11 protein-coding genes and 2 tRNA genes are annotated in these 12,178 nt (G+C 72.2%); 10 read left to right on the forward strand and 3 right to left on the reverse strand.

Features of this window, described 5'->3' with window-relative positions:
- Positions 1-210 precede the first annotated feature (210 nt).
- The 3 genes from IXW69_RS02945 (at position 211) to IXW69_RS02955 (ending at position 4,980) form a co-directional block, all read left to right on the forward strand.
- Positions 211-1,287 (forward strand): hypothetical protein, encoded by a 1,077-nt coding sequence (locus tag IXW69_RS02945; RefSeq protein WP_194784891.1) that lies wholly within the window; start codon positions 211-213, stop codon positions 1,285-1,287.
- Positions 1,288-1,352: 65 nt separating this feature from the next.
- Positions 1,353-4,064 carry a DEAD/DEAH box helicase gene (locus IXW69_RS02950; protein ID WP_194784892.1) on the forward strand — a complete coding sequence of 904 codons (2,712 nt, stop codon included), beginning with the start codon at positions 1,353-1,355 and terminating at the stop codon, positions 4,062-4,064.
- 85 nt (positions 4,065-4,149) lie between these two features.
- Positions 4,150-4,980 (forward strand): TSUP family transporter, encoded by an 831-nt coding sequence (locus tag IXW69_RS02955; RefSeq protein WP_323745141.1) that lies wholly within the window; start codon positions 4,150-4,152, stop codon positions 4,978-4,980.
- Between the two features lie 37 nt (positions 4,981-5,017).
- Here the strand turns inward: IXW69_RS02955 and mmuM are convergent, their stop codons facing one another.
- On the reverse strand, positions 5,018-5,962 hold the full coding sequence (gene mmuM, locus IXW69_RS02960) for a homocysteine S-methyltransferase (RefSeq protein WP_194784893.1): 945 nt from the start codon (positions 5,960-5,962) through the stop codon (positions 5,018-5,020).
- A 154-nt stretch (positions 5,963-6,116) separates the two neighbouring features.
- On the opposite strand from mmuM, the gene IXW69_RS02965 reads away from it, so the two are divergent.
- On the forward strand, positions 6,117-7,457 hold the full coding sequence (locus IXW69_RS02965; RefSeq protein WP_228524644.1) for an amino acid permease: 1,341 nt from the start codon (positions 6,117-6,119) through the stop codon (positions 7,455-7,457).
- Positions 7,458-7,499: 42 nt separating this feature from the next.
- Complete coding sequence (ybaK, locus tag IXW69_RS02970; RefSeq protein ID WP_194784895.1) at positions 7,500-8,015, forward strand: Cys-tRNA(Pro) deacylase; 516 nt, start codon at positions 7,500-7,502, stop codon at positions 8,013-8,015.
- 17 nt (positions 8,016-8,032) lie between these two features.
- On the opposite strand, the gene IXW69_RS02975 is transcribed toward ybaK, so the two are convergent.
- Positions 8,033-8,416 carry a YccF domain-containing protein gene (locus IXW69_RS02975; RefSeq protein WP_194784896.1) on the reverse strand — a complete coding sequence of 128 codons (384 nt, stop codon included), beginning with the start codon at positions 8,414-8,416 and terminating at the stop codon, positions 8,033-8,035.
- A 108-nt stretch (positions 8,417-8,524) separates the two neighbouring features.
- Positions 8,525-9,445, reverse strand: a complete 921-nt coding sequence (locus IXW69_RS02980; RefSeq protein WP_194784897.1) for an ATP-grasp domain-containing protein — start codon at positions 9,443-9,445, stop codon at positions 8,525-8,527.
- A 58-nt stretch (positions 9,446-9,503) separates the two neighbouring features.
- Here IXW69_RS02980 and pip point away from each other — a divergent pair, with 58 nt between their 5' ends.
- From pip to IXW69_RS03005, 5 genes are all read left to right on the forward strand, one after another.
- Positions 9,504-10,526, forward strand: a complete 1,023-nt coding sequence (pip, locus tag IXW69_RS02985; RefSeq protein WP_194784898.1) for a prolyl aminopeptidase — start codon at positions 9,504-9,506, stop codon at positions 10,524-10,526.
- A gap of 122 nt (positions 10,527-10,648) precedes the next feature.
- Positions 10,649-10,722: transfer RNA gene (locus IXW69_RS02990), tRNA-Lys, on the forward strand.
- A gap of 38 nt (positions 10,723-10,760) precedes the next feature.
- A tRNA-Lys gene (locus IXW69_RS02995) sits at positions 10,761-10,837 on the forward strand.
- Positions 10,838-11,270: 433 nt separating this feature from the next.
- On the forward strand, positions 11,271-11,456 hold the full coding sequence (locus tag IXW69_RS03000) for a hypothetical protein (protein ID WP_067943789.1): 186 nt from the start codon (positions 11,271-11,273) through the stop codon (positions 11,454-11,456).
- A 163-nt stretch (positions 11,457-11,619) separates the two neighbouring features.
- The gene (locus IXW69_RS03005) at positions 11,620-12,096 is read left to right on the forward strand and encodes a peroxiredoxin (RefSeq protein ID WP_194784899.1); all 477 of its coding nucleotides are present in this window, start codon (positions 11,620-11,622) and stop codon (positions 12,094-12,096) included.
- Positions 12,097-12,178 lie beyond the last annotated feature (82 nt).

The raw sequence follows: 12,178 nt of genomic DNA on the forward strand, positions 1-12,178 counted from the left end.
GCTCGGTGCCCCGGTGCTCAACACGCTTCTCGACCCCCTGCCCCGGGTCCATCGCCCTGGGGCTGTGTGCGGAGAACCGCTGGCTGAGCCGTAGGACCCGACGGTCACGATCCGACGACGACCTCGACGACGCCGCGTCGACGGACCTGTCCACGAACGAGGGCGACGCTAGCATGCCAGTGCCCACCCCCACGTCCTGGAGCTGAACCCGTGACTCCCCGCCGCTCCCCTCTTCCTCTCCTCCTTGCTGCCTCGCTCCTGCCGCTGGGCGCCTGCTCGCAGGGTTCCGACGCCGCAGGCTCAGCCGCAGCCACCACCGCGAGCGCGACCACGGCGGCGCCCCAGTCCACGCCCGCGGGAGCCACCCCGTCCCCGACCGCCGAGCCGACCCCGTCGGCGACCCGCAGCAGCGCGCCGGCGCCGAGCCACGACACCCTGCGCAACGCGACCCTCCAGCTCCCCGAGGGCTGCAAGGCGGACACGCCCGTGACCTTCGCGGACGGCCTGTACACGTCCGAGTCCGGCGTCAGCTACTTCGACGTCAGGATGGCGGACGCCGGCGACGCCGTCGTCACGGTCAACGGGACGCAGGCGCGCGCCGTGGCCTTCTCCTGCACCGCCGGTGACGGTGCCGGCGGCGCGATCGGCCTCTACGACGCCGACCTCAAGCTCATCGGCCAGCACGCCATGCAGCCGCTCGGATCGGGCGTCACCGACTCCGTCCTCGCCGCAGCCGTGCCCAGCACAGAGATGAACTGGTACCCCGTGGCACTCGAGGCCGGAAGCACCCCGGGCAGCCTCCACGCGACGTGGAGCGCCTACGGCCAGATGGCCGACAGCGACGCGGCGTTCCCCGCGGGCTCGACGCTCGACGACCTCGAGGCGGACCTCACGTGGAAGGGCTCGGACGTCACGGTCTCGGACCCGGTCCTGCACAGCCCGCTCGTCGCTCTCACCTCGGTCATCGACCAGCTCCACGCCGGCACCTCTCCCTCGCAGATCAGCGCGATCGACCCGGGCGCCGTCGAGGCCCTCACGAGCCAGGACCTGCCGATCGACGGGAAGTCCTCCGCCGACCTGCTGTCCACGATGAGCGTCACCGACACGGGTTCGTGCCAGGCCGGCGACGACGTGGCGGAGACGACCGGAGCCGACGCGGCCGCCTCGACGACCTTCATCTGCACGATCTCCGGAGGCGGTCAGGGCGAGCTCGGGGTCTCGGCCACCGCGCGCCGCGACGCACCCGGTCAGTACGTCCTCACGTACCTCCACGTGATCACCGGCTGAGCCCCGCTCGGGTCCAGCCGACCGCGGCTCGGCTCGATGTCGTGGCCGTGTGCGAGCATGGCGCCATGGCCCCCTCCCCCTCAGGCTCCTCCGTCACGCCGGCCCTCAACGCGCTGCTCGACTCCCTCATCCCCGCCGATGACCCGGAGCGCGTCCCGGAGCCCGAGGAGGTCTACCTCGCCTTCAGCGAGTGGGCGGAGTCCACGGGCCGGCCGCTCTACCCGCACCAGGACGAGGCGCTCTCGGAGATCCTCGCGGGCCACCACGTCATCGCCGCCACCCCGACCGGCTCGGGCAAGTCGATGATCGCGCTCGCCGCGCACACCGCCTCACTGGCGCGCGGTGGCCGCTCCTACTACACGGCTCCCCTCAAGGCGCTCGTGAGCGAGAAGTTCTTCGAGCTCGTCCGCCTCTTCGGCGCGGAGAACGTCGGCATGGTCACCGGCGACACCTCCATCAACGCGGCCGCCCCCATCATCTGCTGCACGCAGGAGATCCTCGCGAACCAGTCGCTGCGCGAGGGTGAGAACATGGACGTCGACTCCGTCGTCATGGACGAGTTCCACTACTACGCGGACCCGCAGCGCGGCTGGGCCTGGCAGGTCCCCCTCCTCGAGCTCCCGCAGGCGCAGATGGTCCTGCTCTCCGCGACGCTCGGCGACGTCACCTTCTTCGTGCGCGACATCGAGGAGCGCACCGGCCGGGAGGTCGCCGTCGTCGACGCCGCCGTCCGCCCCGTCCCCCTCGAGATGGAGTACGTCGTCGAGCCCATCGCTGAGCTCCTCAAGCGCCTCGTCCAGCAGGACAAGGCCCCCGTCTACGTCGTCCATTTCTCCCAGAAGGAGGCCGTGGAGCGGGCCACCTCGCTGCTGTCGGTCGACCTCGTGAGCAAGGAGCGAAAGGCGGCGGTGGCTGAGGCCCTCGGGTCCTTCCGCTTCGGCGGTGGCTTCGGTGCGACGCTCTCGCGCCTCCTGCGCGCCGGGATCGGCGTCCACCACGCCGGGATGCTGCCCCGCTACCGCCGCCTCGTCGAGCGGCTCGCGCGCGCCGGGCTCCTCGCCGTCATCTGCGGCACGGACACGCTCGGCGTCGGGATCAACGTGCCGATCCGTTCGGTCGTCCTCACCAGCCTCGTCAAGTTCGACGGCTCCAAGGAGCGCCACCTCACCGCCCGCGAGTTCCACCAGATCGCTGGGCGCGCCGGCCGCGCCGGCTTCGACACTCGCGGCTACGTCAGCGTCCAGGCTCCCGAGCACGTCATCGAGAACGCGAAGGCCCTGGCCAAGGCCGGCGACGACGAGCGCAGGCGCCGCAGGATCGTGCGCAAGAAGGCCCCCGAGGGCCGCGTCAACTGGACGGACAAGACCTTCGAGCGACTGCGCGACGCCGCCCCGGAGACTCTGACGAGCCAGTTCCAGGTGACGACGACGATGGTGCTCAACCTCATGGAGCGGGGCGGGGACCCGGTGGCCGCCATGAGCGACCTCCTCGACCGTGTCCACGAGCCCGCCGCGCAGCGCCGTGTCCACGTGCGCCGCGCGGTCAAGATCTACCAGTCCCTGCGCACCGCCGGCGTCCTCGAGCACGTCTCCTCCGCGCAGGCCGAGCAGGACGGGCGGCCCCGGCTGCGCCTCGCCGTCGACCTCCCCGACGACTTCGCGCTCAACCAGCCGCTCGCCCCCTTCGGGCTCGCGGCCATGGACCTGCTCAACCCCGAGTCCCCCGAGCACACCGTCGACGTCGTCAGCGTCGTCGAGTCCACGCTCGACGACCCCCGCCCGCTCCTGTACGCCCAGCAGCGTCAGGCCCGCGGCGCGGCGATCGCCGCGATGAAGGCCGAGGGACTCGACTACGACCAGCGCATGGAGGCCCTCGAGGAGGTGACCTGGCCGCAGCCGCTCAAGGAGCTCCTGGAGCCGGCCCTCGAGATGTACAAGAAGTCGAACCCGTGGATCGCCGAGTACGAGCTGCGGCCCAAGTCCGTCGTCCGCGACATGGTCGAGGCGGCGATGACCTTCTCCGACCTCGTCTCCCGCTACGAGCTCGGGCGCTCCGAGGGCGTCGTGCTGCGCTATCTCACCGACGCTTACCGGGCACTGCGTCAGGTCGTCCCCGACGAGCACCGGACCGAGGACGTCGAGGCCGTCATCGAGTGGCTCGGCGGCCTCGTGCGCGCCGTCGACTCCTCGCTCCTGGACGAGTGGGAGGCGCTCGGCGCCGCCCAGAACGGTGACGCCGAGGCCGGCGCGGCGCTCCTCGAGGGCGACCGCCCCGGTGAGGACGACTCGGTCGGAGTCGAGCGGGCCTTCGGCGCCGACGCGGACGGGCACGTCGCCTTCTCCCGCAACCTCCACCGCTTCCGCGTGGCCGTCCGCAAGGAGATGTGGCGGCGCGTCGAGCTCATGGCGCTCGACGACGTCGAGGGGCTCGGCCGCCTGGACAGGGCCTCGGGCTGGGGAGAGGACCGCTGGGACGAGGCGCTGGGCCGCTACTGGGACGAGTACGACTGGGTCGGCACCGACAACGCGGCCCGGGCGGCCGCCCTCGCACCGCTCAACGAGTCGCCCGACGCCTCGGACCTCGCAGCGGCCGGTGTCTCGGACCGCCTGATCGAGGTGCTGGAGAGGTCGGGCCGGAAGGTCTGGCTGGCGACCCAGGTCATCGAGGACCCTGACGGGGACCACGACTGGCGGCTCGTCGGCCTCGTGGACCTCGCCGAGTGCGACGAGGCGGACAGGGCGATCGTCCACCTCCTCAAGGTCGGCCCGCAGGGCTGAGCACGCCCCTCGGTCCCGGGACCTGCCCCGTCCCACGAGGGAGGCGCGAAACACGCCGAAGAGGGCCCGCCGCTAGCCTGCCCGCGTGATCCCCGCACTCCTTCCCCAGGTCCTCGGCTCCGACGTCGGCGGGCTCCTCGGCGTCCCTGCACTCACGCCCGGGACGGCGCTGCTCCTCCTCGCCGCGGCCACCCTCGCCGGGTGGGTCGACGCGATCGTCGGAGGCGGCGGGCTCATCCAGCTCCCCGCGATCCTCCTCGTCCCCGGCCTCGCCCCCGTCCACGCCATCGCGACGAACAAGGCCTCATCGGCCATGGGCACGACAGCGGCCGCGACCACCTACCGGCGCAGGGTCGGCTTCCCGAGCGGCGTCGCCCCCGCCGCGGCGCTCGCCTTCGTCGGCTCGATGGCCGGCGCGGTCGTCGCCACCCGGCTGCCCACCGAGGTCCTCACCCCGATCATCATCGTCGCACTGGCCGTGGTCCTCCTCATCACGGTCCTCAAGCCCTCCGCCTTCGCGGCCGACCGCGAGCGCCCGATCCTCCCGCACAGAAGGGCCCTCCTGCGGGGCTGCGCCATCGGTGCCGTCGTCGGCCTCTACGACGGCGTCATGGGGCCGGGCACCGGGTCCTTCCTCGTGCTCGGCTTCATCCTGCTCGTCGGCCTCGACGCGCTGCGGGCCACGGCGATGACAAAGGCCGTCAACCTCGCGACGAACCTGGGGGCGCTCATCCTCTTCGCCGTCGCGGGCGCGGTGCAGTGGCGCCTCGGCCTCCTCATGGGCTGCTTCAACATGCTCGGCGGGTTGCTCGGGGCCCGCACGGCGACCCGCTTCGGCGCGGGCTTCGTGCGGATCGTCCTCATCGTCGTCGTCGTGGCGCTGCTCGTGAAGCTCGTGCTCCAGGTCCTCGGCTGACGGAGCGCGCTGCGCGACCGGGCCGAGTTCCCGGCGCTCAGCGGCGCGCCGCGACCGATCCTGCGAGGGCGCGCGTGTCGGCGGGCGTCGTGCGGCAGCAGCCGCCCAGCAGTCCCACGCCGGAGTCGAGCCACGAGTCGGCGGAGGCCGTGAAGCGCTCGTGGGCGCTCGCCTCGATCCACGTCTTGCTCACGGGGTCGTAGGCGTCACCGGCGTTGGGGTAGGCGACGAGGGGCTTCGAGGTCGCCGAGCGCAGCACCTCGAGGGCCGGGGCGACGACCTCGGGTGCGACGCAGTTGAGCCCGACGGCGAGGACCGCGTCCTCCCCGACCGCCCAGGCGGCCGCCTCCCTCAGCGGGGTGTCGTCGGCGAGGTGGGCGCCGTCGGGTCGTACCTGGAAGGAGACCCAGCAGCGGGCGGCCGGCACGGTCTCGCCCATCCACCCGACGACGGCGACGGCCTCGTCGAGCCGCGGCATCGTCTCGAGCCCGAAGTCGGTGAGCCCCTCGCCCGCGAGCGCCTCGAGGCGCGGGCGGTGCACGGCCGCGAGCCGCTCCGGCGTCGGGTGGTAGTCGCCGGTGTACTCCGAGCCGTCGGCGAGGTACGCGCCGTAGGGACCGATCCCGCCGGCGACGGCGACGCGGTCCCCGGGGCGCTCGCGCTCCCAGTCGGCCGCGGTGTCGAGCGCGAGCCGGGCGGAGCCGGCGATCGCGCGCCGGGCGTCGTCGGCGCTCATGCCGGCGGCCTCGAAGGCGGGCACGCTCGCCTGGTAGGAGGCGGTGGTCAGCACCCGAGCCCCGGCGGCCAGGTAGTCGCGGTGGACGGCGGCGACGGCGTCGGGCTCGGTGAGCAGGGCGAGAGCCGACCACAGGGAGTGGCGGGTGTCGACGCCGCGGGCGTCGAGCTCGGTGCCCATGGCGCCGTCGAGGACGACGGGGCCATCGGCGAGCAGGTCGGCCAGGGAGGAGTCGGAGCGCCGCATGCCGGAACCGTACCGAGTGGGCCCCGCCACCCGTCTAGCGTGACCGCCCATGGAACCCACCTCCGCGGAGCGCCCTGGCTCCGTGCTCCCAGCGTCCCCCGCATCCGCCGACGTGCCCGCTCACGAGGGCCGTGCCCGGGCACTCGAGCGCCGCATGACGAGCCGCCACCTCATGATGATCTCCTTCGGAGGCGTCATCGGCACCGGTCTGTTCCTCTCGACCGGCTACACGGTGAACCAGACCGGTCCGGTCGGCACGATCCTCGCCTACGGCGTCGGCGCTGTCATCGTCTACCTCGTCATGCTGTGCCTGGGGGAGCTGAGCGTCGCGATGCCCTTCACGGGCGCCTTCCACGTCTACGCGACCCGCTTCCTCGGGCCCGCGACGGGCTTCGTGACGGCCGTCCTGTACTGGCTCACCTGGACGGTCGCGCTGGGCAGCGAGTTCACGGGTGCGGCCATGATCATGAAGGGCTGGTTCCCCACGACCCCGACGTGGATGTGGGCCGCCCTCTTCATCGCGCTCGTCCTCGCGCTCAACGTGACGAGCGTGCGCGTCTTCGCGGAGGCGGAAACCTTCCTGTCCTCCGTCAAGGTGGCGGCGATCCTCATCTTCATCGTCATGGGCGCGCTCGCCATCGTCGGCGTCATCCCCTACGAGGGCTACTCCTCGGCGCCCGGGCTGCACAACCTCACCGCCGACGGGCTGTTCCCCAGGGGCCTCGGCGCGGTGTTCACGACGATGCTCGCGGTGAACTTCGCCTTCTCGGGCACCGAGCTCATCGGCATCACGGCCGGCGAGACGGCCGAGCCCGGCCGGACCATCCCGAGGGCGATCCGGGCGACGCTCGCTCGCCTCATCCTGTTCTTCATCGGCTCCATCACCGTCATGTCCTGCCTCATCCCGTGGCGCAGCGCGGGCGTGGAGCAGAGCCCCTTCGTCACGGTCTTCCACGCGATGGGCGTGCCCTACGCGGGCACGATCATGAACGTCGTCATCCTCACCGCGATCCTCTCGGCGGCGAACTCCGGCCTCTACGCCTCGACCCGCATGCTCTGGTCGCTCGCGAACGAGGGGACGGTGCCGCGCTCGCTCGCCGCGACGAACCGCTTCGGGGTCCCCGCCCGGGCGATGGCCCTGTCGATGGTCGGCGGGCTGGCCGCGCTCCTCACGAGCGTCGTCGCAGCCTCGACCGTCTACATCGTGCTCGTCTCCGTCTCCGGGCTGGCGGTCGTGCTCGTCTGGGTGGCGATCGCCGCCTCGCACCTGTCCTTCCGACGCCGCTGGCGCGCCGAGGGCCACTCCGACGACGAGCTCGGCTACCGAGCACCCGGCTACCCGGCGGTGTCGATCGCGGCACTCGTCGCCTCCGCGCTGTCCTGCGTCCTCATCGTCTTCGACCCCACGCAGCGTCCGGCCCTGTGGATGACGGCGGCCTTCCTCATCCTCTGCTACGTCGTCGCCTGGGTGCGTCAGGGCCGGGTCTCCGCCTGACGGCGAGGGGCCGCCCCGGAACCCGCGCGTAGGCTCGGCGGTATGGGGAAGAAGAAGGCCTCCAAGGACAAGCACGCGGGCGCGACGCCCGCCATCGCGGCGCTCGACGCGGCCGGCGTCGCCTACGAGACGGTCACCTACGAGCACGACGACCGCTCCGAGCTCGGCTTCGGGATGGAGGCCGCCGCCAAGCTCGGCGAGGACCCCGCCCACCTGCTCAAGACGCTCCTCGTCGGCGAGGGCGGCAAGGCCAAGGTGGTCGGCGTCTGCGTCCTGCCCGCCGACCACCGCCTCGGCCTCAAGGCGGCCGCCCACGCCCTCGGGATGAAGAAGGTGGCGCTCATCGAGCCGTCCGCGGCTGAGCGGATCACGGGCTACGTCGTCGGCGGAATCTCCCCGCTGGGCCAGAAGAAGCGCCTGCCCACCGTCGTCGACGCGAGCGTCGAGGGCGCCGAGCACGTCCTCGTCTCCGGGGGCCGTCGAGGGATGAGCGTCCGCGTGGCGCCGGCCGACCTCGTCGCCGTCACCGGCGGCTCCTTCGCCGCCCTCACCGTCTGAGGCTCGCCCCGCCCGGCTCAGAGGATGCCGCGGCCGGGGACGACGACCTTGCCGAAGGGGAAGCAGGTCACCGGGATCATCTTGAGGTTCGCGACGGCCAGCGGGATCCCGATGATCGTGACGGCCTGCGCGGCCGCCGTCGTCACGTGACCGACCGCGAGCCACAGACCCGCCACGAGGAACCACACGACGTTCGCCAGACCGCTCATGCCTCCCGCGTCCGGGCGCTCGACGACGTCACGGCCGAAGGGCCACAGCGCGTAGCCGGCGATGCGGAAGCAGGCGACCCCGGCGGGGATCGTCACGATGAAGAGGCAGGCGATGACCCCGGCGAGGAGGTAGCCGAGCCAGAGCCACAGGCCGCCGGTGACGACCCAGATGAGGTTGAGGAGGGTGCGCACGCTCGCTCCGAGGGGGTGAGGGGCCGAGGACCCGGGCGGGCGCCCGGGCACCGTGGGAACCCGGCGGCCCGCTCGGCTATTCCGCGCGGTCTGGGCGACCGGTACGGGTCACCAGAAGACGCGCTGGGCGATCGCGTCGGCGAAGTTATCGAGGGCCTGCGGAGCGGACCCCAGGTAGAGGCCGGCGTCGATGAGGGAGACCTCCATGAGGTAGAAGCCGCCGTTGCCGTCCTCGACGACGTCGACGCGGTTGAAGAGGAGCTGGATGTCGCGCCCCGCGTGCTCCTTGACGACGCCGTGGATGGCCTTGCGGACCCTCTCGCCCCAGAGCCACTCCTGCTCGCTGGGCTCGCGGGCGGTGACGATCTCCTCGTGGACCTCGTCGGTGGAGCGGAAGGAGGGGTGCAGCATCGGGGCCTTCTCGACCGCGTGCGACAGGACGCCGTTGAAGTAGACGAGGGAGAGCTCGCCCTTGCGGTCGACCTCCTCGAGGTAGCGCTGCACCATGACGGTGCGGCCGCGGCCGAGGTGGTGCATGGCGTCGTTGATGGCCTCGGAGCGCGACTTGGCGTCCGTCGCGGTGTAGCGCCCGGTGCCGCGGCCCCCGGAGGAGACGGCGGGCTTGACGACGAAGTCGCCGTGGGCGGGGAAGCGGGTGTGGACCTGGTGCTTGGAGTAACCGGCCTCGGGCTCGAGCCAGGTCGTGGGGATCATGGGGGCGCCGAGCTCGGCCATGCGCTTGAGGTAGTGCTTGTCCGAGTTCCACTCGACGACGTCGGGATGGTTGACGAGCCGCGGCACGGAGCGGGTCCAGGCGAGGAAGCTCTCGTAGTTGCGCTTCTTGGCGTAGTCGCGCACGGAGCGCAGGACGACGACGCCGGCCTCCTCCCAGTTGACGGAGGGGTCGTTCCACACGGCGATCCGGGGCTCGATGCCGCGCTCTCGCAGCGCGTCGGGCAGGCCCTGGTCGTCGTCGTCCAGTTTCGGGTAGTCGGCGGAGGTCGCCAGCGTCACGATCGGCATGGTCACCCGGCACACGCTACCGTCCCGCGCCGCCCGGCACGCCCTGCGGTGCCAGAATGCGCCCATGACCACGTCCCGGAGCATCCCCCTCAACGACGGCGAGCCGCTGCGCGGCTTCTACCCCGCGATCGAGCCCTACGCGACGCGCATGCTCGAGGTCGGCGACGGCCAGAGCGTCTACGTCGAGGAGTGCGGCAACCCCGAGGGGATCCCCGCGGTCTTCGTCCACGGCGGCCCGGGCGGCGGCTGCTCGCCCGCGCACCGCCGCGTCTTCGACCCCGAGCGCTACCGGATCATCCTGTTCGACCAGCGCGGCTGCGGGCGCTCCCTCCCCCACGCCTGGGAGCCCGAGGCGGACCTGTCGGCCAACACCACCTGGAACCTCGTGGCGGACATGGAGACCATCCGGGTGGCCCTCGGCGTGGACCGCTGGCTCGTCTTCGGCGGCTCGTGGGGCTCCACCCTGGGTCTCGCTTACGCGGAAACGCACCCGGAGCGGGTCCTCGCCCTCGTGCTGCGCGGCATCTTCACCCTGCGCAAGCGGGAGCTCGACTGGTACTACGAGGCCGGCGGCGCGGACATGGTCTGGCCGGACGAGTGGGAGGCCTACGTCGCCGCGGCCGGCGAGGGCGTGGGCCCTGGCGGCTACATCGAGCGCTACCACGAGCTGCTCACCGACCCGGACCCGGCCGTCCACGGCCCGGCCGGCATCGCCTGGACGACGTGGGAGGCCGCCACCTCCACGCTGCTGCGCGACCAGGAGCACGTCGACGAGGTGCAGGACCCCGCCTACGCCGTCACCTTCGCGCGCATCGAGAACCACTTCTTCTTCCACCACGGGTGGATGGAGGACGGGCAGCTGCTCGACGGCGCGCACGTCCTCGCCGAGCACTCGATCCCGGGCGTCATCGCGCAGGGCCGCTACGACATGTGCTGCCCGATCGGCACGGCCTGGGCGCTGCACCGCGCCTGGCCGGAGGCGGAGCTGCGGATCTCGCCGACGGCGGGCCACTCGTTCGCCGAGCCCGAGACCCTCTCGACCCTCATCGAGGCGACCGACCGCTTCGCGGAGGAGCTGGCCCGGTGACGACGGGGCGGCGCTGAGACTTCCCGCACACCAGGCCGTTTTCGGCCGCTCCCGATTGGACGCGCCTCGATCGAGGACGTAGAGTCTTCCTCCGTCGCCGGGCGCGAGCCCGTTGACGGAATGCCTCCTTAGCTCAGTTGGTTAGAGCACCTGACTCTTAATCAGGGTGTCCAGGGTTCGAGTCCCTGAGGGGGTACCGCGGAGGCCCTCCCCGGAGGGTCACCACACACCAACGCCTCCTTAGCTCAGTTGGTTAGAGCACCTGACTCTTAATCAGGGTGTCCAGGGTTCGAGTCCCTGAGGGGGTACCACGCAGGATCGGTCTGGCGCACGCCGGCGGGAGCGAACCCGTCACCGCGGCGCAGGCAGCACGGACCGGATCAGCATTGATCGGTGAGGTCCGCTTCCCCGCTCAGGCTCCGGCCGGACCGTCGGGCTCCGCCCGTCACCACCGGATGTTCACCTGATCGTGGGGCCCCCGTGACCCGCCGGAATACCTGCGGTCACCTGGAGCGTTGATCCTTGCGTCGGTCGAGGACGTCGGCGCCGCGGGCTCAGCACACGGGCTCAACGCCGGCCGAGCTCCCGACCAGCCCGGGCACTCCCCCGTCGCCGCCACGAGCGGGCGCGGACTTCGAGGACCGGGCGCCCACCACAGACATGCCGGGCGCAGGACAGACCTGCCATTCCAGCCCGGCGCGGAAGGGCCCGCCAGAGGGCCGAGAAGAAGAGAAGAGAACACAGATGAACACGATGAACCACGCCGGTCGCGCCCACGTCGAGACCGAGAACCGCCAGCGCGCCGAGCGCGAGCTGTCCGCCGCCCGCAGCGAGCTCGCCTCGCTCGACGCCGCCGCCTCGCCGTCCCGCCTGGAGCGCGCCCTCGAGCGCGTCGAGGCCGCGCAGGCCGCCCTGGCGCTCGCCGCCTGAGGCGCCCCACGGCGCGCTGCGCGTCGGCGCGCCCCACTGCACCATGAGCGGTGCCGCCCCCTCACCGGGGCGGCACCGCTTTCGCGTGGCCGACGGCGGTGCGAGGATTGGGGGCAGCACGCGGGGCCGGGCCCTCCGGCCCCTGACCGGTCAGGAGATCCTCATGCCCCAGCTCGCCGTCGGACAGACCGCCCCCGCCTTCGCCCTCCCGGACGCCGAAGGCCGTGAGACCACGCTCGAGAGCCTCCTCGAGGGCGGCTCGAAGGGCGTTGTCGTCTACTTCTACCCGAAGGCCTGCACCCCCGGCTGCACGCGCGAGGCCTGCGACTTCCGCGACTCCCTGGCCGCGTGGCGGGCCGCCGGCTACAACGTCGTCGGCGTTTCCCCCGACAAGCCCGACCTGCAGCGCAAGTTCATCGACCGCCAGTCCCTGCCCTTCCCCCTGCTCTCGGACCCGGAGCACGAGGTCCTCGAGGCGTGGGGCGCCTGGGGCGAGAAGAAGAACTACGGCAAGAGGTACACGGGGGTCATCCGCTCCACCGTCGTCGTCGGCAAGAACGGGACGGTCGAGCTCGCCAAGTACAACGTCAAGGCCACCGGGCACGTCGACCGGCTCCGCCGGGAGCTCGGCATCGACTGACGCCCCCCCTCCCGCTGAGCTCGGTCGTACGGCGCACTGAGTTCGGTCGGGCCCGAGCGCGAGCGGCGCTGCGACGCTCCTG

Origin of the sequence: Actinomyces haliotis, from assembly GCF_015355765.1 — a bacterium.
GTDB classification, from domain to species: Bacteria; Actinomycetota; Actinomycetes; order Actinomycetales; family Actinomycetaceae; genus Actinomyces; species Actinomyces haliotis.

What these genes read in the sequence shown, in the direction of transcription:
- IXW69_RS03005 (WP_194784899.1), top strand. Translation starts at nt 11,620, where the DNA reads ATGCCCCAGCTCGCCGTCGGACAGACCGCCCCCGCCTTCGCCCTCCCG.
- pip (WP_194784898.1), top strand. Translation starts at nt 9,504, where the DNA reads ATGACCACGTCCCGGAGCATCCCCCTCAACGACGGCGAGCCGCTGCGC.
- IXW69_RS02950 (WP_194784892.1), top strand. Translation starts at nt 1,353, where the DNA reads ATGGCCCCCTCCCCCTCAGGCTCCTCCGTCACGCCGGCCCTCAACGCG.
- IXW69_RS03000 (WP_067943789.1), top strand. Translation starts at nt 11,271, where the DNA reads ATGAACACGATGAACCACGCCGGTCGCGCCCACGTCGAGACCGAGAAC.
- ybaK (WP_194784895.1), top strand. Translation starts at nt 7,500, where the DNA reads ATGGGGAAGAAGAAGGCCTCCAAGGACAAGCACGCGGGCGCGACGCCC.
- IXW69_RS02965 (WP_228524644.1), top strand. Translation starts at nt 6,117, where the DNA reads ATGACGAGCCGCCACCTCATGATGATCTCCTTCGGAGGCGTCATCGGC.
- mmuM (WP_194784893.1), bottom strand. Translation starts at nt 5,962, where the DNA reads ATGCGGCGCTCCGACTCCTCCCTGGCCGACCTGCTCGCCGATGGCCCC.